General features: G+C 60.1%; 23 protein-coding genes. 13 read left to right on the top strand and 10 right to left on the bottom strand.

The features are described 5' to 3' along the window. Positions 1 to 67: 67 nt before the first annotated feature. Positions 68 to 940, top strand: a complete 873-nt coding sequence (locus CKW29_RS18240; protein WP_256577050.1) for a DMT family transporter — start codon at positions 68 to 70, stop codon at positions 938 to 940. 45 nt (positions 941 to 985) lie between these two features. Here CKW29_RS18240 and CKW29_RS18235 read toward each other — a convergent pair whose 3' ends face one another. Beyond that, positions 986 to 2,323 (bottom strand): MFS transporter, encoded by a 1,338-nt coding sequence (locus CKW29_RS18235; RefSeq protein WP_095145440.1) that lies wholly within the window; start codon positions 2,321 to 2,323, stop codon positions 986 to 988. Positions 2,324 to 2,868: 545 nt separating this feature from the next. On the opposite strand from CKW29_RS18235, the gene quiC reads away from it, so the two are divergent. Together quiC and CKW29_RS18225 are read left to right on the top strand one after the other, a co-directional pair. After that, positions 2,869 to 4,770, top strand: a complete 1,902-nt coding sequence (gene quiC / locus CKW29_RS18230) for a 3-dehydroshikimate dehydratase QuiC (protein ID WP_095145441.1) — start codon at positions 2,869 to 2,871, stop codon at positions 4,768 to 4,770. 102 nt (positions 4,771 to 4,872) lie between these two features. After that, a complete protein-coding gene (locus CKW29_RS18225) occupies positions 4,873 to 5,550 on the top strand; it encodes a TetR family transcriptional regulator (RefSeq protein WP_095148916.1) in 678 nt (225 codons plus the stop codon). Between the two features lie 48 nt (positions 5,551 to 5,598). On the opposite strand, the gene CKW29_RS18220 is transcribed toward CKW29_RS18225, so the two are convergent. From CKW29_RS18220 to CKW29_RS18205, 4 genes are all read right to left on the bottom strand, one after another. Next, positions 5,599 to 6,453, bottom strand: coding sequence for a shikimate dehydrogenase (locus CKW29_RS18220; protein WP_095145443.1), 855 nt, complete (start codon positions 6,451 to 6,453; stop codon positions 5,599 to 5,601). Positions 6,454 to 6,458: 5 nt separating this feature from the next. Beyond that, complete coding sequence (aroQ, locus tag CKW29_RS18215; RefSeq protein WP_095080675.1) at positions 6,459 to 6,899, bottom strand: type II 3-dehydroquinate dehydratase; 441 nt, start codon at positions 6,897 to 6,899, stop codon at positions 6,459 to 6,461. Between the two features lie 251 nt (positions 6,900 to 7,150). Next, positions 7,151 to 8,230: a tRNA (uridine(54)-C5)-methyltransferase TrmA gene (gene trmA, locus CKW29_RS18210; RefSeq protein ID WP_095145444.1), complete on the bottom strand. Its 1,080-nt coding sequence runs from the start codon at positions 8,228 to 8,230 to the stop codon at positions 7,151 to 7,153. Then, positions 8,227 to 9,522, bottom strand: coding sequence for an NCS2 family permease (locus tag CKW29_RS18205; protein ID WP_095145445.1), 1,296 nt, complete (start codon positions 9,520 to 9,522; stop codon positions 8,227 to 8,229). The genes trmA and CKW29_RS18205 overlap by 4 nt, the downstream gene beginning before the upstream one ends. 215 nt (positions 9,523 to 9,737) lie before the next feature. On the opposite strand from CKW29_RS18205, the gene CKW29_RS18200 reads away from it, so the two are divergent. Next, the gene (locus tag CKW29_RS18200) at positions 9,738 to 10,196 is read left to right on the top strand and encodes a DUF4879 domain-containing protein (RefSeq protein WP_095145446.1); all 459 of its coding nucleotides are present in this window, start codon (positions 9,738 to 9,740) and stop codon (positions 10,194 to 10,196) included. A gap of 81 nt (positions 10,197 to 10,277) precedes the next feature. Further along, positions 10,278 to 10,829, top strand: a complete 552-nt coding sequence (locus tag CKW29_RS18195) for a DJ-1 family glyoxalase III (RefSeq protein WP_095145447.1) — start codon at positions 10,278 to 10,280, stop codon at positions 10,827 to 10,829. On the opposite strand, the gene CKW29_RS18190 is transcribed toward CKW29_RS18195, so the two are convergent. Beyond that, positions 10,795 to 12,078: an MFS transporter gene (locus tag CKW29_RS18190; RefSeq protein ID WP_095145448.1), complete on the bottom strand. Its 1,284-nt coding sequence runs from the start codon at positions 12,076 to 12,078 to the stop codon at positions 10,795 to 10,797. The genes CKW29_RS18195 and CKW29_RS18190 overlap by 35 nt on opposite strands. A gap of 349 nt (positions 12,079 to 12,427) precedes the next feature. Between CKW29_RS18190 and CKW29_RS18185 the strand changes: the two genes are divergently transcribed. The 3 genes from CKW29_RS18185 (at position 12,428) to CKW29_RS18175 (ending at position 15,152) form a co-directional block, all read left to right on the top strand. Further along, entirely contained in the window at positions 12,428 to 13,867 is a 1,440-nt protein-coding gene (locus CKW29_RS18185; RefSeq protein ID WP_095145449.1) for a cytochrome ubiquinol oxidase subunit I, read from the top strand. Between the two features lie 3 nt (positions 13,868 to 13,870). Next, positions 13,871 to 14,878, top strand: a complete 1,008-nt coding sequence (gene cydB / locus CKW29_RS18180) for a cytochrome d ubiquinol oxidase subunit II (protein WP_095148915.1) — start codon at positions 13,871 to 13,873, stop codon at positions 14,876 to 14,878. Between the two features lie 106 nt (positions 14,879 to 14,984). After that, positions 14,985 to 15,152: a DUF2474 domain-containing protein gene (locus CKW29_RS18175; RefSeq protein ID WP_095145451.1), complete on the top strand. Its 168-nt coding sequence runs from the start codon at positions 14,985 to 14,987 to the stop codon at positions 15,150 to 15,152. Between the two features lie 84 nt (positions 15,153 to 15,236). Here the strand turns inward: CKW29_RS18175 and CKW29_RS18170 are convergent, their stop codons facing one another. After that, on the bottom strand, positions 15,237 to 16,361 hold the full coding sequence (locus CKW29_RS18170) for a methyltransferase (protein ID WP_095145452.1): 1,125 nt from the start codon (positions 16,359 to 16,361) through the stop codon (positions 15,237 to 15,239). 205 nt (positions 16,362 to 16,566) lie between these two features. After that, positions 16,567 to 17,283, bottom strand: a complete 717-nt coding sequence (locus tag CKW29_RS18165; protein WP_095145453.1) for an autoinducer binding domain-containing protein — start codon at positions 17,281 to 17,283, stop codon at positions 16,567 to 16,569. Positions 17,284 to 17,676: 393 nt separating this feature from the next. Between CKW29_RS18165 and CKW29_RS18160 the strand changes: the two genes are divergently transcribed. Next, positions 17,677 to 18,453, top strand: coding sequence for a ferredoxin--NADP reductase (locus CKW29_RS18160; RefSeq protein ID WP_095145454.1), 777 nt, complete (start codon positions 17,677 to 17,679; stop codon positions 18,451 to 18,453). Positions 18,454 to 18,492: 39 nt separating this feature from the next. Here CKW29_RS18160 and mscL read toward each other — a convergent pair whose 3' ends face one another. Further along, positions 18,493 to 18,906: a large-conductance mechanosensitive channel protein MscL gene (mscL, locus tag CKW29_RS18155; RefSeq protein ID WP_095145455.1), complete on the bottom strand. Its 414-nt coding sequence runs from the start codon at positions 18,904 to 18,906 to the stop codon at positions 18,493 to 18,495. A 657-nt stretch (positions 18,907 to 19,563) separates the two neighbouring features. Between mscL and radA the strand changes: the two genes are divergently transcribed. Further along, entirely contained in the window at positions 19,564 to 20,931 is a 1,368-nt protein-coding gene (radA, locus tag CKW29_RS18150) for a DNA repair protein RadA (protein WP_095080693.1), read from the top strand. Positions 20,932 to 20,934: 3 nt separating this feature from the next. Here radA and CKW29_RS18145 read toward each other — a convergent pair whose 3' ends face one another. Continuing rightward, positions 20,935 to 21,303, bottom strand: a complete 369-nt coding sequence (locus tag CKW29_RS18145) for a PilZ domain-containing protein (RefSeq protein WP_095145456.1) — start codon at positions 21,301 to 21,303, stop codon at positions 20,935 to 20,937. 157 nt (positions 21,304 to 21,460) lie between these two features. Here CKW29_RS18145 and CKW29_RS18140 point away from each other — a divergent pair, with 157 nt between their 5' ends. From CKW29_RS18140 to yjiA, 3 genes are all read left to right on the top strand, one after another. Then, positions 21,461 to 23,527: a carbon starvation CstA family protein gene (locus tag CKW29_RS18140; RefSeq protein WP_095080696.1), complete on the top strand. Its 2,067-nt coding sequence runs from the start codon at positions 21,461 to 21,463 to the stop codon at positions 23,525 to 23,527. 15 nt (positions 23,528 to 23,542) lie between these two features. Beyond that, on the top strand, positions 23,543 to 23,740 hold the full coding sequence (locus CKW29_RS18135; protein WP_003228401.1) for a YbdD/YjiX family protein: 198 nt from the start codon (positions 23,543 to 23,545) through the stop codon (positions 23,738 to 23,740). A gap of 119 nt (positions 23,741 to 23,859) precedes the next feature. Next, positions 23,860 to 24,840: a GTPase gene (gene yjiA, locus CKW29_RS18130; protein ID WP_095145457.1), complete on the top strand. Its 981-nt coding sequence runs from the start codon at positions 23,860 to 23,862 to the stop codon at positions 24,838 to 24,840. Positions 24,841 to 24,874: the final 34 nt, after the last annotated feature.

The raw sequence follows: 24,874 nt of genomic DNA, 5'->3' as shown, positions 1-24,874 counted from the left end.
AAAAATGGAATCGAGTTCTAGATTGTTCGAATTCTAGGTCCTGCCTATCAACACGCGAGGCTGTACGGTGAGTTCACCCCTGTCCGGTATCAATCACCCCTTAAAGGGCATCCTGCTGATCGTTGTCGCGACCTTCCTGTTCTCCACTCACGACGCGTTGTCGAAGTACCTGTCGGGTTTCTACCCGGTGGTGATGGTGGTGTGGGCGCGTTATGTGGTTCATACCTTGCTGATGGCCGGGATTTTTCTGCCGCAGTCCGGGTTGCGCGTCCTGCGTACACGACGCCCGCTCCTGCAATTACTGCGGGCGTTGTGCTTGCTGGGCACCAGCCTGCTATTCACCACGGGGTTGCTGTATATCCCGCTGGCGGAAGCGACGGCGGTCAACTTTCTCGCACCGGTGCTGGTGACGGCATTGTCGGTGCCGCTACTGGGCGAGCGGGTCACGCGGGGGCAATGGCTGGCCGTGATCTGCGGGTTTGTCGGGGTGCTCATCATCGTTCACCCGGGCGGTGAACTGTTCACGCTGGCGGTGGCGCTGCCATTGGGCTCGGCACTGTTGTTCTGCTTCTACCAGTTGTTGACGCGCAAGCTCAGCGAGGTCGACAGCCCCACCACCAGTAACTTTTTCGCCGGGTTGTGCAATACCCTGGTGATGAGTGCGCTGGTGCCGATGTTCTGGCACGTGCCGAGCGTTACCCATGGCCTGCTGATGCTGGCGCTGGGCGGTTGCGGGATGACGGCGCATCTGTTTCTGACCCAGGCGTTCCGCTATGCGGCACCGGCGTTGCTGGCACCCTTTGGCTACTGTCAGATCGTGTTCGCCGGGCTGCTCGGCTGGCTGCTGTTTGCCCACACGCCAAGCCTGACCACGGTGATGGGTATCACGGTCATTTGCCTGAGTGGCTTGGCGGCGGCATGGCAACAGCGGCGTCAATGAGCGGGGGAGGTGCGCAGGCCCGGATCAGGCCTGCGCGAAGGGGGTTCAGTCTTGCAGGTCGGGGATCTTGCGCGGTGCCATGAAGTACATCCAGAGCAGCGCAATGAAGTACATCGCCGGGATCATGGTGAAGAGCACGGTGTAGTTGTTATGCGTGACGGTCAGAATGTGCCCGACCAGTTGGGTCATGAACATCCCGCCGATGGCGGCGCACATGCCGCCAAAACCGAACACCGTACTCATCATGTGCTTGGGCGTGTAGTCCATCACCAGGCTCCAGATGTTGGCGGTCCAGGCCTGGTGCGCGCCGATGGCCAGGGAAATGGCAAACACCGCGACCCACAGATGGCTGGAGCCGGCTGCCATGATCACGCCGATGATGCAGCAGGCGAACAGGAACATCGACATCAGGCGCGCCTTGATCGGGTTGATCCCGCGACCGATCAGGAACGATGACAGGATGCCGCCGCCCACGCTGCCGAAGTCGGCGGTCAGATAGATGACGATCAGCGGAATGCCCATTTGCGTGACGTTGATGCCCAGGTTGTATTGCTGGTTGAGGAACGGTGGTAGCCAGTACAGGTAGAACCAGAACACCGGAGCGGTCATCGAGTAGGCGAGGGCGAAGGCCCAGGTGCCGCGCATGCGCAGGATGCGGGAAAACGGGACGCGGATTTGCTCCGGTTCGACTTCGTTCTGGATGTAGGCCAGTTCAGAGGGCTTTACGCTCGGGTGATCTTCCGGGTTGAAATACTTCAGGCCCCAGAACACCAGCCAGATCCCGCCCAATGCCGACATGCACAGGAACGCCGCCTGCCAGCCCCAGACATGGAGGATCAGGGGCAGCAGCATGGGGGTGAACATGGCACCAACGTTGGTGCCGGCGTTGAAGATGCCGGTGGCCACGGCGCGTTCGCCAGCGGGGAACCACAAACGCGTGGTTTTCACGCAGGCCGGGTAGTTGGCCGCTTCGGTCAATCCCAGGATGAAGCGACAGACCATGAACCCCACGGCCGACGTGGCCAGGCCATGGGCGCCCGTGGCCAGGCTCCAGAGCAACACCGCGCAGAAGAACACGCGCTTGACGCCGACCCGGTCGATCAAGCGGCCTTGCAGCACAAAGCCGATGGCGTAACCCACCTGGAACCAGAAGTTGATGTTGGCGTAGTCCATCGCCGTCCAGCTCATTTCCTTGGCCAGGATCGGCTGCATGACGCCCAGCGCGGCACGGTCGATGTAGTTCAGGGTGGTGGCGAAAAACACCAGCGCGAGCATGCTCCAGCGTGTTTTGCCGACGGCCATCGCACCGCGGATCTTGTCGCCGATACCGGCGGTGCCGCCGCCCAGGCCCGGGGCCATGCGGGAACTTTGAGAAGGAATCATGTGTGCCATCCGTTCAATGACTGACAAGCAAGGCTCGTCGGGACTTCAAGGGCGCGTGATCAATCGTCGGCCTGCGTGCCGCGGCACGTGGCGTGATCGATCGGCTGAGTAGTGTTCATGACTCAGTGTGAGCCTTGGGCTCAGCGTGCGAACCGGGGTCGGTTGCAGGCGCCAGCAGGGTTCGATGGCGGCTGGCAGCGGGGCGCCAGGCACGGGAAATGGAGGGGTGTACCAAGGGGCAAGGCGTTGAATGCAAGCATGAGCGTGTACCCGATTTTTGAAATTCTTATGGTGTGTTCTGGGTCTTTGGCCATCGCGACCGGTGGTTCACGACCGGACTCGATGTGTTGTCGATGGTGCGCAGTGAGCGAAAAATCGTCAATTCGCCAACCGCCATTGTGTTCGATAATCGCACGTTAAACTAACTGGTTGGTACATATTGAATTGCTCAATCAACACGCCAGCCCAATACTTCCCTTCACCTGAAGCGCCGATATAAAGACGCAGCCTCAATACGATCAGCCCCTTCCTTCGGGAGTTCAAGCATGCAGCGTTCCATTGCCACCGTTTCCTTGAGCGGTACCCTGCCGGAAAAGCTCGAAGCTATTGCCGCCGCCGGTTTCGACGGGGTGGAGATTTTCGAGAACGATCTGCTGTACTACGACGGCAGCCCGCGGGAAATCAGGCAGCTGTGTGCTGACCTCGGCATTGCCATCACCTTGTTCCAGCCCTTCCGTGATTTCGAGGGCTGCCGCCGTGATCGTTTGTCACGCAACCTGGAACGCGCCGAGCGCAAGTTCGACCTGATGCAGGAGTTGGGTACCGATCTGGTGCTGGTGTGCAGCAATGTTTCGCCCGACAGCCTTGGCGATGAACAGATTCTGATAGATGACCTGCGCCAGCTGGCCGAGCGCGCTGGAGCAAGAGGTTTGCGAATCGGCTACGAAGCACTGGCCTGGGGCCGTCATGTGAACAGCTACCAGCAGGTCTGGAACATTGTGCGCCAGGCTGACCACCCGAGCCTTGGTGTCCTGCTGGACAGCTTTCACACCCTGTCGCTCAAGGGCGATCCCCGGGCGATCGCGGACATTCCTGGCGAGAAGATTTTCTTTGTGCAAATGGCCGACGCTCCGATCCTGGCCATGGATGTGCTGGAGTGGAGCCGGCATTTTCGCTGCTTCCCCGGGCAGGGCGAGTTCGACTTGCCGGGGTTCCTCGCACCGGTTATCCAGAGTGGCTACACCGGGCCTCTGTCGCTGGAAGTCTTCAACGACGGCTTTCGCGCCGCGCCACCCCGGGCCAATGCCGCCGATGGCTTGCGTTCCTTGCTGTATCTGGAGGAGAAGACCCGAGCGCGCCTGCAGCAGTTAGCCACTCCCGCGCCCACCCCGCAGCTGCTGTTCGATACACCGGCCGCCAGTGACTACGACGGGATCGAGTTTCTGGAGTTCGCGGTGGACGAAACCCTGGGGGCCAAACTCACTCATTGGCTTGAGCGATTGGGCTTCGTCAAAGCCGGGCAGCATCGCTCCAAGAGCGTCACGCTCCTGCGTCAGGGGGCGATCAACCTGATCCTCAACTCCGAGCCCTATTCGTTCGCCCACAGTTTTTTCGAGGCGCATGGGCCATCACTGTGCGCGACGGCGGTACGGGTCAAGGACAGCGCCAGTGCGCTGGCACGGGCGGTGGCCTACAAAGGGCAGCCGTATCGCGGGCTGGTCGGTCCCAACGAGCTGGAGTTGGCGGCCGTGCGGGCGCCGGACGGCAGCCTGATTTACCTGGTGGATGAACACGCCGATGTCTACGGCACTGACTTCCGGTTGCAAGCAACGGCAAGCGCCGGTGGCGGGCTCAAGCGGATCGACCATATGGCCATGGCCCTGCCGGCGGACAGCCTCGACACCTGGGTGCTGTTCTACAAAAGCCTGCTGGACTTTGAAGCGGACGATGAGGTGGTGTTGCCCGACCCCTATGGTCTGGTGAAAAGTCGCGCGCTACGTAGCCGTTGCAGCTCGATCCGCTTGCCATTGAACATTTCCGAGAACCGCAACACCGCCATCTCGCACGCGTTGTCCAGTTATCGCGGGTCGGGTGTGCACCACATTGCCTTTGATTGCGACGATATTTTTGCCGAAGTCAGCCGCGCCAAACAGGCCGGCGTACCGCTGCTGGATATCCCGCTCAACTATTACGACGATCTCGCGGCACGCTTTGACTTCGACGATGAGTTTCTCAGTGAGCTGGCCTACTTCAATGTGCTGTACGACCGCGACGCTCAGGGTGGTGAACTGTTCCACGTCTACACCGAGCCGTTTGAAGGGCGGTTTTTCTTCGAAATCATCCAGCGCAAAAACGGCTACGCAGGATACGGCGCGGCCAATGTCGCGGTACGTCTGGCGGCGATGGCGAAGTCACGCAGCGGTGCCGCTCGCCAGGCCAAGTTGTAGGAAAATCGTAAGCGTGGCAGCACGTGACCGTGACGGAGCTTCCTTCACTGCATCGTGCGGCCCATAATCGCCAGTCTGTGCAGTGATGGCCATGAGCCCGGAATGAGAATGACCACAGACCTCACCGTAGCGCCCGACCTGTCCCAGGTCGAGCCGCGCAAGAGTCGCAAGAACAACCCGGAAAAAACCCGCGAGAATATTCTTCAAGAAGCCATTGTCGAGTTCGTTCAGCAGGGGTTGTCCGGCGCGCGCGTGGACGCCATCGCCGAGCGAATTCACACCTCAAAACGCATGATCTATTACTACTTCGGGAGCAAGGAGCAGCTCTACGTTGAAGTGCTGGAGAAGCTGTACGGCGATATCCGCCGCACCGAAAGCCGCCTGCACCTGGCCGAGCTTGCCCCGCGCGACGCGATCCGGCGGCTAGTGGAGTTCACCTTCGATCACCATGACCGTAATGTCGATTTTGTGCGCATCGTCTGCATCGAGAATATTCACAACGCCGAGTACGTGAAGCAGTCCCAGGCGATCAAGGCGATGAACACCACCATCCTCGATTCGCTGGGCGTGATTTTGCGTCGCGGTGCTGAAGAGGGCGTGTTCCGTAGCGGGTTGAATGCGTTGGACGTTCACTTGCTGATCAGTTCGTTCTGTTTCTACCGGGTATCGAACCGCCATACCTTCGGTGAGCTTTTCCAGGTCGACCTGCCCAATGAAGCCATCAAGCAGCGTCATCGGGAAATGATCTGCGAATCGGTCCTGCGCTATTTGCAGGCCTGACCCGTGGCGAGGGGCTGGTCCCGTCGCCATGCTTGCCTGCGCAGTGGTTTACCCCGTCATACCGTGAAAGTGCGCGAGCATGCGCTGGGTGTCCGGCACGACGCCGCTGAACAATTCAAAGGCCTTCACGGCTTGAAATACCGCCATGTTGCCGCCATCGAGTGTCCGGCATCCCAGGCTGCGGGCGGTGCGTAGCAGTTCCGTTTCCAGTGGAAAGTAAACAATCTCCGCGACCCACAAGGGTGTGCGCAGCAGTGCCGCCGGCACCGGCATGCCAGGCAGCTTGGCCATGCCCATTGGGGTGGTGTTCACCAGGCCATCGGCCAGTGCCATCGCGCCTGGCAGGTCATGACCGGCGCAGGCCCGGTCCCTGCCGAAATGTTGATTGAGGTTCTGCGCCAGGCTGCGTGCGCGATCTTGGTCCACGTCGAAAATACTCAGCTGGCGGACGCCTTCACTCAGCAGGGCATGAGCCACCGCTGCCCCGGCGCCGCCAGCCCCCATTTGCACCACGCGCTCGCGAGCCACGCCTTCCAGGCCCCGGCGAAAACCTTCGGCAAACCCCAGGCAGTCGGTGTTGTGGCCGATACGCTTGCCATCCTTGAGCACCACGGTGTTCACCGCGCCGATGCTCTGGGCTTCGGGCGAGAGTTCGTCGAGCAGCGGGATGATGGCCTGCTTGCACGGAAACGTGATGTTCAAACCGGTGAAACTCATGCGCTCAGCGGCCATCAGCAGATCCGGCAGGGCCGAGCTGTCGAGGTGCAACTGATCGAGGTCGATCAACCGATAGACATAGCGCATGCCCTGGGCATCGCCTTCGTGCTCGTGCAGCGCGGGCGTTCGGGAGGCCTGGATGCCGGCGCCGATCAGCCCGGCGAGTACGCCTGTGTTCTGTGCCATGTCGATTACCCCTGCAAGCGCTGACTGAAGTGCTCCAGTGCCAGGCGATAGCCGTGGCTGCCAAACCCGCACAGCACGGCGGTCGCAATGGCGGAAACAAAGGAGTGATGACGAAAGGGCTCCCGCGCATGGACGTTGGACAAATGCACTTCGATCACCGGTAGCTCGCTGGCGATCAGGGCATCACGGATAGCCACCGAGGTGTGCGTCCAGGCGGCCGGGTTGATCACGATCCCGGCGCAACGACCACGGGCCGAGTGAATCCAGTCCAGCAGCTCGCCTTCATGGTTGGTCTGGCGAAACTCCACTTTCAGGCCGAACTCCTCGGCGGCGCGTCCACACAGGGCCGAGATATCGGCCAGGGTTTCGTGGCCATAAGTTGCCGGTTCGCGAGTGCCGAGCAGGTTCAGGTTAGGGCCGTTCAGCACCAGGATGATCGGGGGCATGGGGGTATCTCCATTGTTATTGTTGGCATCGGTCAAGTGGTGGACCGGCCTGTGGAGATAAAATGTACCGCTTGGTTACTTTTTACAATTGGCGCTGAGCGGCAGGGCTCATTCGTTCGCAATAAGTGTTCGCTGATCGGACAGCAGCAGTCGTCAGCGCACCGGGCTCTGTGTGTATGGACTAAGGTGCATTGTGATCGCCGACAAAAAAGCCGTCATCAAGACGGCTGTTTTGTGAGGGGCAAACTCAATCAGCGGCGGGTCAGCAAGACCCCGGATTCCATGTGGTGGGTCCACGGGAACTGATCGAACATTGCACAGCGGGTGATGCGGTGAGTGTCGTGCAACTGGGCGATGTTGGCGGCCAACGTTTCCGGGTTGCACGAGATGTACAGGATGTTCTCGAAGCGTCGGGTCAGCTCGCAGGTGTCCGGGTCCATGCCGGCGCGCGGCGGGTCGACGAACACGCTGCCGAACGCGTAGCTTTTCAGATCAATGCCATGCAGGCGACGGAACGGTCGCACTTCATTGAGGGCTTCGGTCAATTCCTCGGCAGACAAACGTACCAGCGTGACGTTATCCACAGCGTTTTCGCTGAGGTTACTGAGCGCGGCATTCACCGAGGTCTTGCTGATTTCGGTGGCCAGTACCTTGCGCACGCGCGTGGCCAGGGGCAGGGTGAAGTTGCCATTGCCGCAGTACAGCTCCAGCAAATCATCAGCGCGCGGGCCCAAGGCATCGTACGCCCAGTTGAGCATCTTCTGGTTCACCGTGCCGTTCGGTTGGGTAAACGCACCTTCCGGTTGGCGATAGCTGAAGGTACGACCGCCGACTTCAAGTTGTTCCACCACGTAATCGTGGCCGATCACTTCACGCTTGCCCTTGGAGCGACCGATCACGCTGACGTTGAGGTCTGTGGCCAGTTTGCTGGCCGCTGCGTGCCAGTGCTCGTCCAGCGGGCGGTGATAACACAGGGTGATCATCGCGTCGCCCGCCAGAGTGGTCAGGAACTCCACCTGGAACAGCTTGTGGCTCAGGGCCGCGCTGGCTTGCCAGGCTGCCTTGAGCTGCGGCATCAACTCATTGATGCGCAGACTGGCGATCGGGAACGCTTCGATCAGGATCGGCGTGCGTTTGTCTTCCTGGGAAAACATCGCGTAGTGTCGCTCGCCGGCTTCGCGCCACAGGCGGAACTCGGCCCGCAGGCGAAAATTGGCCAGCGGCGAGTCGAACACTGCAGGTTCTGGTGCATCGAACGGCGCCAGCAGGTCACGCAAGCGCGTGACCTTGTCCTGGAGCTGAGCGGCGTAGGCCTGGGAATCGAATGTCATGCGTTGAACCAACCCAACTTGATCACAAACAGAATCGACAGAATCACCAGGGCCGAGTTCAGCTCACGGCCACGACCGGAGAGCAGCTTGATCGCGGTCCAGGAGATAAAGCCGAATGCAATGCCGTTGGCAATGGAGTAGGTGAACGGCATCGCCAGGGCAGTAATGACCACCGGAGCGGCAACGGTGATGTCGTCCCAGTCTATTTCCGCCAGGCCCGAAGTCATCAGCACGGCGACGAACAGCAGGGCCGGCGCCGTGGCGAAGGCTGGCACGCTGCCGGCCAGCGGGGCGAAGAACAGGGCCAGCAAAAACAGGATGGCGACCACGACGGCCGTCAGGCCGGTACGGCCGCCGGCGCTGACACCCGCTGCCGATTCGATGTAACTGGTGGTAGTTGAGGTACCCAGCAGCGAACCGGCCATGGCGGCGGTACTGTCGGCGATCAGCGCACGGCCCATTTTCGGCATGTGACCGTCCTTGCCCATCAGGCCGGCGCGCTTGGCGACACCGATCAGGGTGCCGGAGTTATCGAACAGGTCGACGAACAGGAAGGCGAAGATCACGCTGACAAGGCCAATGTCCAGTGCGCCCATGATGTCCAGTTGCAGGAAGGTCGGCGCCAGCGAAGGCGGCATCGACATCACGCCACCGAACGGGGTGAAGCCCAGGGCAATGGAGGCGATGGTGACGGTCAGGATGCCGATCAGCACCGCACCGCGCACTTTCAGTGCCTCAAGGGCGACGATCATCGCAAAGCCCAGGGTCGCCAGGATCGGTGCCGGTTGTTTCAGGTCACCCAGGCCGACCATGGTGGCCGGGTTGCTGACCACGATGCCGGCGTTGTGCAGGGCGATCAGGGCCAGGAACAGGCCGATACCGGCGGCAATCGCCGAGCGCAGTGGCAGCGGGATGCTGTTGATGATCCATTCACGGATGCGGAAGATCGACAGCAGGAAGAACAGCACCGCGGAAATGAACACCGCGCCCAGTGCCACTTGCCAGGTGTGGCCCATGTGCAGCACGACGGTGTAGGTGAAGAACGCGTTCAATCCCATGCCCGGTGCCAGCGCAATCGGGTAGTTGGCGATCAGGCCCATGACGGTGGAGCCGATGGCGGCTGCCAGGCAGGTCGCGACAAACACCGCGCCCTTGTCCATGCCGGTCTCGCCGAGAATGCTCGGGTTGACGAACAGAATGTAGGCCATGGCCAGGAAGGTCGTGATACCGGCAAGAATCTCGGTACGCACGTTGGTGTTGTGTGCCTTGAGTTGAAACAGCCTTTCCAGCATCTCTGCTCCCCGTGGCGCGTCTTGCGCCGTGAATGTATCGACCTGAACAGCAAAGCACAGGCCGCTGAAGGCGCCTGGGAATTTTGTCTAGGTCGGAAAAAGCCGCGCATCATACCAGCAGCGTGGGGCAATGGCTGCTTAATGGCAGCGCTCGTCGTCGAAGTTTTGCAGTCAGGGGGAGTGGGGCATACTGCGCGCTGGCTTCGGGAGTGGTTATGTCGTCTATCAAGAGCAAGGTCGTTCGGGTATTTGGTGTGTTTGGCGCCGTGTTGCTGGGAACACAAGCCGCCACGGCGGCATCGGCACCACCGTTGACCGAAATCAAGGTGCTCAAGGTCCAGTCGCAGTCCTGTGGCCTTGAAGACATTGCCCAGGGGCAGGCGCAGACGAAGTGCGATCACCAGGGCCCCAACATCAAGCTCTATGTGCTGGAAGTCGGTTATGGACGTTCGCCCCAGGCGGGGCTGGATGGCGCTGACATCGACGGCGTGCGTACCCGGGTGTGTGCCTACGACAATGGCAACCTGACCGAGTGCTCCGGCATGGTCAGCAAAATCGTCGGCTACCTGTACATTTTTGACCTGGCTGGCAAACAGCGAGGTACGTTCACCTTCCGCAATACCTCGATCAATGCCCCGGGCCAGAGCCTGTCGACCCAGCTGTACATCAAATAGACGGCAGCGGGTCAGGACATTGACCGAACAGCTGTCGACAAAGCTGACTACGCTTTAAAGATCACCTTGTGGACGCAGACCATGACCTTTAGAGCCCTGATTACCCTTGCCGAAGGCATCGACGACCTGCAAACCGTCAGCCTGATTGACGTGTTGCGCCGGGCGAAAGTCGAAGTGGTGGTGGCCAGCATCGAGGCACGGCGCATGCTGACCTGTGCCCGAGGTACTCGCTTGACCGCCGACGCGATGCTGGTGGATGTGCTGGCACAACCGTTCGACCTGATTGTCCTGCCCGGCGGTGCCGTGGGTGCCCAGCACCTGGCGGCCCATCAACCTTTGCAGCAACTGCTCCAGGATCAGTCCGCCGCCGGACGCTGGTTCGCCGCCATCGCCGAGTCGCCGGCATTGGCTTTGCAGGCCTTTGGCGTACTGAGACAGCGGCGCATGACCTGCCTCCCCACCGTCAGCCAGCAGTTGTCCGGCTGCACCTTCATTGATCAACCCGTGGTAGTCGATGGCAATTGCATCACAGCCCAAGGCTCAGGCGCGGCCTTGGCGTTTGCCCTGATGCTGGTCGAGCAGGTGTGCGGCAAGGGGGTCAGGGCGAAGGTGGCAGGGGACTTGCTGGCCTGACCTCCACCGTTGATGCGCCGGCTTGCCCAGCCGGCATGTGCATGCGATCCCGATTGGCCAGGGTGGGGAACAACTTGATCCAGGCCCCGGTGACCAGCAGGGTGCCGATTCCGCCCATGACCACGGCCGGCACGGTGCCGAACCAGTGGGCCGTCACACCGGACTCGAACTCACCCAGCTGATTCGACGCACCAATGAACAAGCCGTTGACCGCGCTGACCCGACCACGCATCTCGTCGGGCGTCTCCAGTTGCACGAAGGAGGCGCGGATCACCATGCTGATCATGTCCGCCGCCCCCAGCACGACCAGCACCGCCAGGGAGAACCAGAACGAGGTCGACAGGCCGAAGGCAATGGTCGCCACACCGAATACACCCACGGCGCTGAACATCACCCGTCCCACCTTGCGCTCCACGGTAAACCGGGCCAGCCAGAGCGACATCAGCAAGGCGCCGACCGCCGGAGCCGAGCGCAACAGGCCCAGCCCCCATGGGCCGGTCAACAGGATGTCTTTGGCGAATACCGGCAGCAGGGCGGTGGCGCCACCGAGCAGTACCGCGAACAAGTCCAGCGAGATCGCCCCCAGAATGTCCGGCCGGCTGCGGATGAAACGCACGCCGGCGAGCAATGAATCCAGGGTCGCCTTGCCCTTGTTCAGCGGCGTCTGGCGGGCGGGCAGGTTGAGCATCAACGTGCAGGCGATGAGATACAGAATCACCGTCGGGCCGTAGACCCAGACACTGCCGAACGCATACAGCAAGCCACCCAGGGCCGGGGCCACGATGGTGGCCGATTGTTGCGCCGACTGCGCCGCGGCAACGGCGCGGGGGAACAGGGCGGAAGGCACGATACTGGGGAGCAGGGCCTGGGTGGTCGGCATTTCGAATGAACGAGCCGCACCGAGCACAAAGGCGAGGATAAAGATCATCTCGCGGGTGACATGGTCGGTGGCGCTGCCGATGGCCAGGGCGATGGCAATCATTGCCTGCAGCGACTGACAGAGGGCAGCGACCTGGCGCCGGTCATAGCGGTCCGCCACGTGCCCGGTGTGCAACATGAACAGCACCCGAGGGGCGAACTCCACCAGCCCGACCAGGCCCAGGTCCAGCACGTTGCCGGTGAGTTGGTAAAGGTTCCAACCGATGGCCACTGTGAGCATCTGGAAGCCGCTGGCGGTAAAAATCCGGGCGAGCCAGAACGCCATGAACGGTCGTTGGTGGCGTAACAGCAGAGGCTCTGGGCTGGGCATTGGCAGGCAGGTCCGAGCGGGAAGACGCCGAGATTATCATCAAGTTGTAACTAATGGTTGCGGTGATCGGCCTGCAGCTCGTTTGCCATTTAACGGACGGCACTGAGGCAACCTGTCACGCGGCAAAAGACCACACGCGTCAGCCGCGAAAATGGGACTACTCTTTCATCGTTACTTGATCCAGATCAAAGCCCTTGGCGGAATTGTTCTGACGGCCAGATGGCCAGACTCCCTGCGTTGTGATGCGTGTATAAAAAGAACGAAGTTGAATTCGCCACATTCCATATCCGTGGGGGCGGTGGGTGCAGGCCCGGTGTCTGCAGCCGTAATACCTGACAGAGGAAGACTTATGTTCGGTTTGGAGGCACTTGATCTCGCCCGAATTCAGTTCGCGTTCACCATCTCATTCCACATCCTGTTCCCGGCGATCACCATCGGCCTGGCGAGTTACCTGGCGGTGCTCGAAGGTCTGTGGCTGAAAACCCACAACAACACCTACCGCGACCTGTACCACTTCTGGTCGAAGATCTTTGCCGTCAACTTCGGCATGGGGGTCGTCTCCGGATTGGTCATGGCCTATCAGTTCGGTACCAACTGGAGTCGTTTCTCGGACTTCGCCGGTTCCGTCACGGGTCCCTTGCTGACCTATGAAGTGCTCACGGCGTTCTTCCTGGAAGCCGGTTTCCTGGGCGTCATGCTGTTCGGTTGGAACAAGGTGGGGCGCAAGCTGCACTTCTTCGCCACGGTCATGGTTGCCATCGGCACGCTGATCTCGACCTTCTGGATCCTGGCCTCCAACAGCTGGATGCAAACCCCGCAGGGTTACGAAATCGTCAACGGCCAGGTCATTCCAGTGGACTGGATCGCGGTGATTTTCAACCCCTCGTTCCCTTATCGCCTGATGCACATGGCCACGGCAGCCTTTGTCGCGACGGCGTTCTTTGTCGGCTCGTCAGCCGCCTGGCACCTGCTGCGCGGTCGTGATAACCCGGCGATCCGTACCATGCTGTCGATGGCCATGTGGATGGCCTTGATCGTCGCGCCGATCCAGGCGGTGATCGGTGACTTTCACGGGCTCAACACCCTCAAGCACCAACCCGCGAAAATCGCGGCGATCGAAGGCCACTGGGAAAACCATGGTAACGAAGCGACACCATTGATCCTGTTCGGCTGGCCGGACATGAAGGAAGAGAGAACCAAGTACGCGGTCGAGATTCCGTACCTGGGCAGCCTGATCCTGACCCACTCGCTGGACAAACAGGTCCCGGCGCTCAAGGAGTTCCCGCCTGAAGACCGGCCGAACTCGACCATCGTGTTCTGGTCGTTCCGGATCATGGTCGGGCTGGGCATGCTGATGATTTTCACCGGCCTGTGGAGCTTGTGGCTGCGCAAGCGCGACACGTTGTATTCCAACCGTGCGTTCCTGTACCTGACGTTGTGGATGGGACCTTCGGGCCTGATTGCGATTCTCGCGGGCTGGTTCACTACGGAAATCGGTCGTCAGCCGTGGGTGGTGTACGGGTTGATGCGTACCGCCGATGGCTCCTCCAACCATAGCGTGGTGCAAATGAGCATCACCCTGGCACTGTTTGTCGTGGTGTATTTCTCGCTGTTTGGTGCAGGGCTGGGCTACATGATGCGCCTGGTGCGCAAAGGTCCGGAACTCAACGAAGGTGCCGAACCGAGCCACGGTGGCCCCGGTCAGCATCGCACACCGGCCCGTCCGCTTTCCGCTGCCGATGGCGGTGCTGAAAGTGACCACGGCGACAGCCTGAACAAGGGGAACTGAGTCATGGGTATTGATCTTCCGCTGATCTGGGCCGTGATCATCATCTTCGGCATCATGATGTACGTGGTCATGGACGGCTTCGACCTGGGGATCGGGATTCTCTTCCCGTTCATCAAGGGTAAGAGCGACCGTGACGTGATGATGAACACCGTGGCGCCGGTCTGGGACGGTAATGAAACCTGGCTGGTGCTGGGCGGGGCGGCCTTGTTCGGGGCCTTCCCGCTGGCGTATTCGGTGGTGCTGTCGGCGTTGTACCTGCCGCTGATCCTGATGCTGGTCGGGCTGATTTTCCGGGGCGTGGCCTTCGAGTTCCGCTTCAAGGCCAAGGACGACAAGCGCCATCTCTGGGACAAGGCATTTATCGGTGGCTCGATCACCGCGACCTTCTTCCAGGGCGTGGCCCTCGGTGCATTCATCGACGGTTTCCCGGTGGTTGATCGGCAGTTCGCCGGCGGCACGCTGGACTGGCTCACGCCGTTCACGCTGTTCTGTGGCGTGGCACTGGTGGTGGCGTATGCACTGCTGGGGTGTACCTGGCTGATCATGAAAACCGAAGGCAAACTGCAGCAGCAGATGCATGACCTGGCACGGCCACTGGCGCTGGTACTACTGGCGGTGATCGGGATCGTCAGTATCTGGACCCCGCTGGCCCATGCCGAGATCGCCGCGCGCTGGTTCACCTTGCCTAACCTGTTCTGGTTCCTGCCGGTGCCGATCCTGGTGCTGGTCACCCTGTACGGATTACTGCGTGCCGTGGCCCGCAATGCCCACTACACGCCGTTCCTGCTGACCCTGGTGCTGATCTTCCTCGGCTACAGCGGTCTGGGTATCAGCCTGTGGCCGAATATCGTGGCACCGTCGATTTCGATCTGGGACGCCGCCGCGCCGCCACAAAGCCAGGGGTTCATGCTGGTCGGCACGTTGTTCATCATTCCGTTTATCCTGGGCTACACCTTCTGGAGCTACTACGTGTTCCGCGGCAAGGTGACCCATGAAGACGGTTACCACTAGTCACGCACACGCTGTAGGCGTTGGCCTGCCAGCGAAGGCGATCTGCGTGACGCCATCGCCGGCCAGCCGGCTCCCACACAGAACGCTCAACACGAGGCGTACGGTTATGGCTGACAAGCATTCTTTGCAGGAAATCGAACAGGCGGAAAAGAAGCCGCTCTGGCAGCGGCTCGGCTGGCTGGCAATGATCTGGACGGGCAGTGTGCTTGCGTTGTTTGTCGTGGCAAGCCTCATGCGCCTGTTCATGAATGCCGCAGGCCTGAGCACTCACTGAACACCCGAACATCCCATCCCGTTGCCTAACGGCGCGGATTTATAACCCTCCATTGGAGGGTTTTTTTTGCCTGGATGCCAGGCGTTATTTTCGGGCTTTGAGGATCACGAATTTCGGGGTGGCCGCGACTTGTTCGACGCCGCGGAACAGCCGTGCCAGCTTGCTGTGATAGCCCAGGTGCCGATTGCCGACGATGTACAATGCGCCCCCGACCACCAAGGCTTCGCGAGCTTGTTGAAACATGCGCCAGGCCAGGAAATCACCCACCACCTGTTGCTGGTGGAACGGTGGATTGCACAGCACCACGTCCAGCGATTGCGGCTCTTGCCCCGCCAGGCCATCGCCCGCCCGCACGATCACTTCGCGGTCACCCAGGGCGGCCTGCCAGTTTTCAGCGGCGGACTGCACGGCCATGAACGACTCGTCCACCAGCGTGTATTGGGCTTGCGGATTGTGCAGGGCGCTGGCGATGGCCAGTACACCGTTGCCGCACCCCAGGTCGGCGACTCGCGCGGTGCCAAGGTTTTTCGGCAAATGGGGGAGAAACGCCCGCGTACCGATGTCCAGGCCTTCGCGACAGAACACGTTGGCATGGTTGAGCAGTTCGATGGCGGGTTCGTCGAGCGTGTAACGCGTCGGGTACGGCGATGGCACAACGGGTCTGGCCTGCGGGGTAGCAATCAGCAAGCGGGCTTTCTTGACGGCAAGGGATGCCTGCATCGGACCGATGTAGCGTTCCAGCAGGTCTCCCGCCGCCCTTGGCAGGTGTTTGACCATGGCGGCGGCCACCACTTGAGCGCCGGGTGCCAGTTGCCCTTGCAGGCGAATCAGTTGCTCTTCCAGCAAGGCAAGGGTCTTGGGAACCCGGATCAGGACCCGGTCGAATGGGCCGACCAGCGGAGCGCTGGCAGGTAACACCGAGACGGCGTCAAAGGGCAGGCCATTACGAACCAGGTTCTTTTCCAGGGCCTGGGCGGCCAGGAACGAGTCGCCGCTGCTGGTGAGTGAAACCTTGCCGACCAGGCTCGCCGCCAATGCACCAAAACTGTCGTTGAGCACCAGAACCCGGGTAGTGGCGGCAGGTTGCTGCTCGGCCAGGTGGTTGAGCAAGTATTCGTCAGCCGCGTCGAAGGCTTGCAGCGGTTCGTTTTGCTGTTCCGGCTGGCGAATTAGGTCGAGTTGGGCGAAGGGCGTTTCAAGCAGGGGCATGGGGCGGGGGCTCTGGGTAATCAACGGGTGTCCCGCTGCTGTGCATGGGTGAAATGCTGGCGGACCGACTTGAGCGGACAGCGGTGTGTGACGTGGGGGGCATCACTCAGTCGGGGGGGCAAATGGTACGTTTTTTTCTTCAGGATTACTCGCAGGTTTTTCTCCTGCACCCTGTGCGCCTCAATGCTCGGAGGTGGGGAATAGCTTAAAACATATGATATTTGGCGGCCCGTACCACGGCGGAAATCTTGTTGTTCACCCCCAGTTTCTTGATCGCGCTGCTGACGTGGAAGTGCACCGTTCGTTCAGTCAGGCAGAGGATGATGGCGATTTCCGAGGCGGTCTTGCCATCAGCCGACCACTTCAGGACTTCAATTTCCCGTGGTGACAGATAAACCTGAGTGTCGCAGGCTGTGTGATTGCCTGACAGCTTTTCGATGGCCAAGGCATAGAGTTTTTGGCTGATGAGGGTCGCGTAGCCGAGGTGTTCATAGAGTTCGTAAACGCTCAGCCGACGATGACTGCGGGCCATGCTGAGAATTCCGATACTCGGGTTGTTCCGATCATGCGCGGGCTGTGACCAGCCGTTTTGCAAACCTTGATCCAGCAGCGCCTGCCAGAGGTCAGGGGTTTTTGCAAAAGTCGCGCTGTCCCAGAGAATGGGCAGCATCGAGTGGTTGCAATGAGCGACTATCGGGTCGATCGAGCAGTAGTTTTTCTGTTTGTATTGTGTGTTCCATTCGTGTGGGTAATTGTTGAGGTTTATAGTGTTTGAGCGGTGGTTCAGGCTGCAAGAAGTCATTGAAAAACAACAGTATTCATAACCAAGATTGTTGAGGAAGTTGAGTGCGGTCTTATAAGCCGATTCAATGCTTGATACGCAAGCCAATTGTTTCAGTTGCGTTTCTATCCAGATCTCCATTGATCACTCTCCGTGTGTCTGCTTCATGAGCGCTGATTGCGTCCTAATATTGGCAGGCCTGAGTGTAGGAGATGTCCCTCTGTGGTTGTACGATTTTTTAGCTATTGGATCCAAATTTTTTGTAGATGAATAGTTATTAGCGTGGAGGCTTTGTAACGGTCGTTTACATTTGTGTTTAATTTGGGTGTGGTGTGATTCGTTAGCTTTAAGAAATGACAGAGGGACGTCTGTTCGGTTGTTATTTTGTTAAGCGTTGGTCAGTGTTATTCGGGTTGATTGTTTATCTGTTTGGTTAATTTGTCGTTGTCTGAGGAGTAATGCCACTACAATTCGACGGTGTTCCTGCGCTTGGCTTTGCGGGACACTGGGCTCATCAGACCTACGGAGCCCCCCATGACCGCCAGCGAAGAGAAGTTCACCCGTCAGACCCTGCTTGATGTCCAGCCGCTGACTCCGAGTCTGTTCACCTTGCGCGCCACCCGGGATCCAGGCTTTCGCTTTCGGGCCGGGCAGTTTGCCCGCCTGGGCGTCACCAAGGCCGATGGCAGTACCGTGTGGCGCGCGTATTCCATGGTGTCTGCGCCCCATGACGAGTTTCTCGAATTCTTTTCCATTGTCGTACCCGGGGGCGAATTCACCAGCGAGCTCAGTCGCCTGGAGGCAGGCGATACGTTGATGGTCGATCGTCAGGCCTTTGGCTACCTGACCCTGGATCGATTTGTCGACGGGCGTGATCTGTGGCTGTTGTCCACGGGCACGGGGATTGCCCCTTTCCTGTCGATCCTGCAGGACTTCGAGGTGTGGGAGCGGTACGAGCGGATCATTCTGGTGTACAGCGTGCGCGAAGCCCGGGAGTTGGCGTACCAGGCATTGATCGAGGGGTTGGCCGGGCGTGAGTACCTGGCGGAATACGCGCACAAGTTGCAGTTCATTGCCACGGTGACCCGCGAGCAACACCCGGGGGCGCTGAGCGGTCGAATTACCCACTTGATCGAGAATGGCGAGCTGGAGCGGGCGGCGGGCGTCGAGCTGACGGCCGAGCACTCGCGGGTGATGCTGTGTGGCAATCCACAAATGATCGATGACACCCGTCAACTGCTCAAGGCGCGTGACATGCAACTGAGCCTGAGTCGTCGCCCGGGTCAGGTGGCGGTCGAGAACTACTGGTAATGGAAGAACGGCGCCACCAGGCGCCGTTTGTTGTGGCCCTCAGGGTTTGTTGTTTTGCGCCTTGAGCAGGTCGCGGATCTCACTCAGCAGGACTTCTTCCTGGGTCGGAACCGGTGGCGCGCTAGGGGCTGCGGCTTCTTCGCGCTTGAGCTGGTTGATGGCTTTCACGCCCATGAAGATGGCGAATGCAACGATCACGAAGTCGATGATGCTCTGGATGAATTTGCCGTAGGCCAGCATCACGGCCGGGGCTTCGCCCTGCGCCGCCTTCAGGGTGATGGCCAGGTCCCCGAAGTCCACCCCACCGATCAGCAGGCCGATGGGTGGCATGACCACGTCACCGACGAACGATGTAACGATTTTGCCGAACGCGGCGCCGATGATGATACCGACGGCCATGTCGACCACATTCCCTTTGACCGCGAAGGCCTTGAATTCACTTATCACGCCCATGGGTTAATCCTTGTTACAGATGAGGTTGGTGAACGCAGTGTAAATCAGCAAACCGGGTCTTGCTCGACCTGTGTGATCGCTGCGGGCGTAGCTATCGACCGGCTTGCTGGGAAATAGTTTACAAAGTGCCATCAGGTGGGCGTCGGGAACGAGGGCCATTTCCTTGGGTTCTGGTTGCTGAGTTGGGATCTTGGTGTGGGTTTGTTTGGCGTTATAGCGTGTCATGTTGGACAGGTAGGGGGGAAGCCGATGGCGCGAGTTGAAGTTACTATTGGGGGATAAACGCTCGGGTTTAACATGCACCAATAGTTACGCACAGAATGGAAGTGTTGGGTTTTTGTAAGGTGGCGATAAAAACTGTACATAAGTTAATTCGATTTTTAAGGTTTGTATAAGAATAATGGTCTGTTTGAGGAGGGGTGTTGACGGTTGTTAGACAGAAGTTTGACGAATAGGGTTGCTTTGTAGAACATTTGCCTGTGAGTGTGGCTCTGATTATGGGAGCGGATTAACCGCGTTATTTATAAGGTTTAGCGCTCGACACTCTCTTATGTTATTCACTGGCAATACACGCCAGTGAATAGGGCAGCGGCCATCCGGACATTGCACGGCACTTTGCCAACTGGGCTATCATCGCCTTTTTTTTCGGGGGTTCAGATGGCCAAGGCCAAGCGCATGTACGGCTGCACCGAGTGCGGCTCGACCTTTCCCAAGTGGGCCGGCCAATGTGGAGAATGCGGAGCCTGGAACACCCTGACCGAAACCCTGGTGGAAAGTGGTGGTGCGGCCGCACCCAGCGGTCGTACCGGCTGGGCCGGGCAACAGGCGCAGATCAAGACGCTGGCCGAAGTCAGTGTCGAGGAAATCCCGCGGTTTTCCACCGCGTCCGGTGAGCTGGACCGTGTGCTGGGTGGCGGCCTGGTTGACGGCTCTGTCGTACTGATTGGCGGCGACCCGGGCATCGGCAAGTCGACCATTCTCCTGCAAACCCTGTGCAACCTGGCGATGCGCATGCCGGCGCTCTATGTCACTGGCGAAGAATCCCAGCAGCAAGTGGCCATGCGTGCCCGGCGTCTGGGGCTGCCCCAGGACCAATTGCGGGTGATGACCGAAACCTGCATCGAAACCATCATCGCCACGGCGCGGGTGGAAAAGCCCAAGGTCATGGTGATCGATTCGATCCAGACGATTTTCACCGAGCAATTGCAGTCGGCGCCGGGCGGTGTGTCCCAGGTGCGCGAAAGTGCGGCGTTGCTGGTGCGTTATGCCAAGCAAAGTGGCACGGCGATCTTCCTGGTCGGTCACGTGACCAAGGAAGGCGCGTTGGCAGGGCCGCGGGTGCTGGAGCACATGGTCGACACCGTGCTGTATTTCGAAGGTGAGTCGGATGGGCGTTTGCGCCTGTTGCGCGCGGTGAAGAACCGTTTCGGGGCCGTCAACGAACTGGGCGTGTTCGGCATGACCGACAAGGGCTTGAAGGAAGTCTCCAACCCGTCGGCGATCTTTCTCACGCGGGCCCAGGAAGAAGTGCCGGGCAGCGTGGTGATGGCGACGTGGGAAGGGACCCGGCCCATGTTGGTTGAAGTGCAGGCGCTGGTGGACGACAGTCACCTGGCAAACCCGCGCCGGGTGACCCTGGGCCTGGATCAGAATCGCCTGGCCATGCTCCTGGCGGTCCTGCACCGCCACGGCGGAATCCCGACCCATGATCAGGATGTGTTCCTTAATGTGGTCGGTGGGGTCAAGGTGCTGGAGACGGCTTCGGACCTGGCGTTGATGGCGGCGGTCATGTCCAGTTTGCGCAACCGTCCATTGCCCCATGATCTGCTGGTGTTCGGCGAAGTCGGGCTGTCCGGTGAAGTACGGCCGGTGCCCAGCGGTCAGGAGCGTCTGAAGGAAGCGGCCAAGCACGGCTTCAAGCGTGCCATCGTGCCCAAGGGCAATGCGCCGAAGGAAGCCCCCGCCGGGTTGAAGATCATCGCGGTCAGCCGTCTGGAGCAGGCGCTGGACGCTTTGTTCGAATAGCGCTCAGGCGTCGATCAGCGCGCCCAGCTCTCGTTCCAGTTCGGTCGGGTCACCCAGGTTCAGTTCGATCAGCCGTCGCAGGCTGCTGACGGACTCCAGGCTGATGTAGCGGCAGACGAATCCGAGCTGGCCGTGCTCCTCATGGGTGAGTTGCACGTCCATGCGGATCTCGGCTTCCTCGCTCAAGTGGATATCGACCGAAAACATTTTGTTCGCGTCACCTGACCAGGGTTCCGGGCGTTCGACCAGCAACCCTTTGAGGGACAGGTCGATCAACTTCACCGGCCAATGGTTCGGACCCTGGATCAGTTCAGTCCTGGCATCGAAGGCGATGCGTTTGAAACGGCGACGATTGGCAGCGTGCTTGCTCATGGCGCAGTCCTCGGGTAGTACGCTGACTATAGACCGGCCTTTAGCCGGGCTGCCACCCAAGGAAGGACACTCGACCAATGTCGGGTATGGTCATTGGGGTAATCGGCGCTAAACTCGGGGTGGCTTTTTCTCAAGTCCACCTGGCTGGAATCAAAAAATGAAAAATAATAATAGCCTGCTACGCCACATTCCCTGGCTGCTGCTGGCAATCGTCGGGGCGTGCGCCCTTGGGGTAGTGGCATTGCGTCGGGGCGAGGCGATCAATGCCTTGTGGATTGTCGTTGCGGCGGTGGCCATCTATCTGGTCGCGTACCGCTACTACAGTCTGTTCATCGCCACCAAAGTGATGCAGCTCGACCCACGGCGGGCCACCCCCGCTGTACTCAACAACGATGGTCTGGACTATGTGCCGACCAACAAGCACATTCTTTTTGGTCACCACTTTGCGGCTATCGCAGGCGCAGGGCCATTGGTGGGTCCGGTACTGGCCGCGCAGATGGGCTATTTGCCAGGCACCCTGTGGTTGATCGCCGGCGTGGTGCTGGCGGGGGCCGTTCAGGACTTCATGGTCCTGTTCATGTCCACCCGGCGCAACGGTCGTTCTCTGGGTGACATGGTCCGTGAGGAAATGGGCCGTATCCCGGGCACCATCGCGCTGTTTGGCTGCTTCCTGATCATGATCATCATCCTTGCGGTGCTGGCGCTGATCGTGGTCAAGGCCCTGGCCGAAAGCCCGTGGGGCATCTTCACGGTCATGGCGACCATCCCGATCGCGATGTTCATGGGCATTTACATGCGCTACATCCGTCCGGGCCGCATTGGCGAAATCTCGGTCATCGGCGTATTGCTGCTGCTGGGCTCCATCTGGCTGGGCGGGCAGATTGCCGCTGATCCGGTATGGGCCAAGGCGTTCAGCTTCACCGGGATCCAGATCACCTGGATGCTGATCGGCTATGGTTTTGTTGCTGCGGTGTTGCCGGTATGGCTGATCCTGGCGCCGCGCGACTACCTGTCGACCTTCCTCAAGATCGGCACCATCGTGGCACTGGCCATCGGTATCCTGGTGACCATGCCCGAGCTGAAAATGCCCGCGCTGACCCAGTTCATCGATGGCACTGGCCCGGTGTGGAAAGGCGGTCTGTTCCCATTCCTGTTCATCACCATCGCCTGTGGCGCGGTGTCGGGCTTCCACGCGCTGATCTCCTCCGGCACTACGCCGAAGCTGCTGGATAACGAAACCAATGCTCGTTACATCGGTTACGGCGGCATGCTGATGGAGTCCTTCGTGGCCATCATGGCGATGGTTGCCGCTTCGGTGATCGAGCCAGGCGTGTACTTCGCCATGAACAGCCCGGCGGCCGTGGTCGGCAGTGATGTAATGACGGTGGCGCAGACGGTCAGCGGCTGGGGCTTTGCCATTACCCCGGAAGCCCTGCAGGCGGTGGCCCATGACATCGGTGAAACCACCATCCTGGCGCGCGCTGGCGGCGCACCGACGCTGGCAGTGGGGATTGCGCAGATCCTGCACAGTGTCCTGCCGGGTGAAAACACCATGGCATTCTGGTACCACTTCGCGATCCTGTTTGAAGCGCTGTTCATCCTGACCGCCGTGGACGCCGGTACCCGTGCCGGGCGTTTCATGTTGCAGGATCTGCTCGGCTCCTTCGTGCCCGCGCTCAAGCGCACTGAGTCCTGGACCGCGAACCTGATCGCGACCGCCGGTTGCGTGGCCATGTGGGGCTGGTTGCTGTATCAGGGCGTGATCGATCCACTGGGCGGTATCAACACCTTGTGGCCACTGTTCGGCATCTCCAACCAGATGCTGGCCGGTATCGCGCTCATGCTCAGCACCGTGGTGCTGATCAAAATGAAACGCCAGCGCTACATCTGGGTCACCATGCTGCCAGCGGTATGGCTGCTGATTTGCACCACCACCGCAGGCTTCATCAAGCTGTTCGACGCCAACCCGGCGATCGGCTTCCTGTCGCTGGCCAAGAAGTACAGCGATGCCCTGGCCAACGGTCAGGTGCTTGCACCGGCCAAGGACATCACGCAGATGCAGCACGTGATCTTCAATGCCTACACCAACGCAACGCTGACGGCATTGTTCCTGTTCGTGGTCTTCAGCATCCTGTTTTACGCGCTCAAGGTGGGTATCACCGCCTGGGGCCACAAGGAGCGTACGGATAAAGAATCGCCATTCAAGGCTCTTCCGGACGCATGATCGAGGATTGCAAGCATGTTCAATGACCTGAGTCGCCTCGGTAAATACCTCGGTCAGGCCGCGCGCCTGATGGTCGGCATGCCCGACTACGACACCTACGTCGAGCATATGCAAACCAAACACCCGGACAAACCGGTGATGAGCTACGAGATGTTCTTTCGCGAACGTCAGGAGGCGCGTTACGGTGGCAAGGGTGGGCCCAAGTGCTGTTGACCCGCTGATAGCGGGTTAACAGACTTGATATGGGAGCAGAATTTTTGTGGGAGCGAACCAGCTCGCTTCCACACAAGACTGCTCCCATTTTTATTTGTGCAGTTCAAAGGAGAAACCGTTTGTCCTCTCCCATCCCGGTAACAGTCCTCAGCGGCTTCCTCGGCGCCGGCAAAACCACGCTGCTGCGCCACCTGCTCAAAGCCGAGCACGGGCTGAAAATCGCCGTGATCGAAAACGAATTCAGTGACGCCGGTATCGATACCCAACTCCTGGGCGATGAGCCGGTACAAGTGATGACGCTGTCCAATGGCTGCGTCTGCTGCACCATCCACACCGACTTGACCAAGGCCCTGTACCTGCTGCTCGAGCGCCTGGACAGCGGCGAGATCGCCTTTGATCGCCTGGTGATCGAATGCACCGGCCTGGCTGACCCGGCTCCGGTGGCGCAAACCTTCTTCATCGATGAAGAGCTTCGGGAGCGTTACATCCTCGACGGCATCATCACCCTGGTCGACGCCGCGCATGCCGACGTGCACCTGACCCAGACCATTGCCCAGGCGCAGATCGGCTTTGCCGACCGCCTGCTAGTGAGCAAGCGCGATCTGGTAGACGAGGCGACGTTCACGGCATTGAGCGAGCGCCTGACCCGGATCAATCGCCGCGCACCGATCCGGCTGGTTGAACACGGCAGGATCGATTTGGCCGAGCTGCTCGATGTGCGTGGCTTCAACCTCAATGCCGATCTCGGCGGCGGGGTCAGCCTGCGCCCGGTCAGCAAGGCCCCCACGATTGACCGCATTTCCAGCCTGGTGCTGCGCACCGATAAGGCGCTGGATATCGACCAGCTCAGCGGCTTCATGAACGAACTGCTGGAGGAGCATGGCAAGCAACTGCTGCGCTACAAAGGCGTGCTGAGCATTGTCGGCGAACCCCGGCGCCTGGTGTTTCAGGGCGTGTTGAAGCTGTATGGCTTCGACTGGGACACGGAGTGGTTAGAGGGGGAAGCGCGGGAAAGTGTGATGGTGTTTATTGCCGATGACTTGCCGGAAGAAAAAATCCGTGAAGGGTTTGCGCGGGTGGTGGCCGATCAAGGGCGGTGATCTTCAGCGTGTTTCAGGGCGCTATCGTCGGAAC

Source organism: Pseudomonas sp. Irchel s3a18 (assembly GCF_900187535.1).
Lineage (GTDB): Bacteria > Pseudomonadota > Gammaproteobacteria > Pseudomonadales > Pseudomonadaceae > Aquipseudomonas.
Note: the sequence above shows the minus strand (reverse complement) of the source record. Positions and strands in the feature narration are given on the sequence as shown.

Excerpts from the sequence above, each read along its gene's own strand:
- CKW29_RS18145 (WP_095145456.1), bottom strand. The coding sequence starts at position 21,303 with ATGAGCAAGCACGCTGCCAATCGTCGCCGTTTCAAACGCATCGCCTTC.
- CKW29_RS18135 (WP_003228401.1), top strand. The coding sequence starts at position 23,543 with ATGTTCAATGACCTGAGTCGCCTCGGTAAATACCTCGGTCAGGCCGCG.
- CKW29_RS18235 (WP_095145440.1), bottom strand. The coding sequence starts at position 2,323 with ATGATTCCTTCTCAAAGTTCCCGCATGGCCCCGGGCCTGGGCGGCGGC.
- cydB (WP_095148915.1), top strand. The coding sequence starts at position 13,871 with ATGGGTATTGATCTTCCGCTGATCTGGGCCGTGATCATCATCTTCGGC.
- trmA (WP_095145444.1), bottom strand. The coding sequence starts at position 8,230 with ATGACATTCGATTCCCAGGCCTACGCCGCTCAGCTCCAGGACAAGGTC.
- CKW29_RS18185 (WP_095145449.1), top strand. The coding sequence starts at position 12,428 with ATGTTCGGTTTGGAGGCACTTGATCTCGCCCGAATTCAGTTCGCGTTC.
- CKW29_RS18205 (WP_095145445.1), bottom strand. The coding sequence starts at position 9,522 with ATGCTGGAAAGGCTGTTTCAACTCAAGGCACACAACACCAACGTGCGT.
- CKW29_RS18170 (WP_095145452.1), bottom strand. The coding sequence starts at position 16,361 with ATGCCCCTGCTTGAAACGCCCTTCGCCCAACTCGACCTAATTCGCCAG.
- CKW29_RS18195 (WP_095145447.1), top strand. The coding sequence starts at position 10,278 with ATGACCTTTAGAGCCCTGATTACCCTTGCCGAAGGCATCGACGACCTG.
- CKW29_RS18140 (WP_095080696.1), top strand. The coding sequence starts at position 21,461 with ATGAAAAATAATAATAGCCTGCTACGCCACATTCCCTGGCTGCTGCTG.
- CKW29_RS18225 (WP_095148916.1), top strand. The coding sequence starts at position 4,873 with ATGAGAATGACCACAGACCTCACCGTAGCGCCCGACCTGTCCCAGGTC.
- radA (WP_095080693.1), top strand. The coding sequence starts at position 19,564 with ATGGCCAAGGCCAAGCGCATGTACGGCTGCACCGAGTGCGGCTCGACC.
- CKW29_RS18220 (WP_095145443.1), bottom strand. The coding sequence starts at position 6,453 with ATGGCACAGAACACAGGCGTACTCGCCGGGCTGATCGGCGCCGGCATC.
- CKW29_RS18190 (WP_095145448.1), bottom strand. The coding sequence starts at position 12,078 with ATGCCCAGCCCAGAGCCTCTGCTGTTACGCCACCAACGACCGTTCATG.
- CKW29_RS18175 (WP_095145451.1), top strand. The coding sequence starts at position 14,985 with ATGGCTGACAAGCATTCTTTGCAGGAAATCGAACAGGCGGAAAAGAAG.
- CKW29_RS18165 (WP_095145453.1), bottom strand. The coding sequence starts at position 17,283 with ATGGAGATCTGGATAGAAACGCAACTGAAACAATTGGCTTGCGTATCA.
- aroQ (WP_095080675.1), bottom strand. The coding sequence starts at position 6,899 with ATGCCCCCGATCATCCTGGTGCTGAACGGCCCTAACCTGAACCTGCTC.
- CKW29_RS18200 (WP_095145446.1), top strand. The coding sequence starts at position 9,738 with ATGTCGTCTATCAAGAGCAAGGTCGTTCGGGTATTTGGTGTGTTTGGC.
- quiC (WP_095145441.1), top strand. The coding sequence starts at position 2,869 with ATGCAGCGTTCCATTGCCACCGTTTCCTTGAGCGGTACCCTGCCGGAA.
- mscL (WP_095145455.1), bottom strand. The coding sequence starts at position 18,906 with ATGGGCGTGATAAGTGAATTCAAGGCCTTCGCGGTCAAAGGGAATGTG.
- CKW29_RS18160 (WP_095145454.1), top strand. The coding sequence starts at position 17,677 with ATGACCGCCAGCGAAGAGAAGTTCACCCGTCAGACCCTGCTTGATGTC.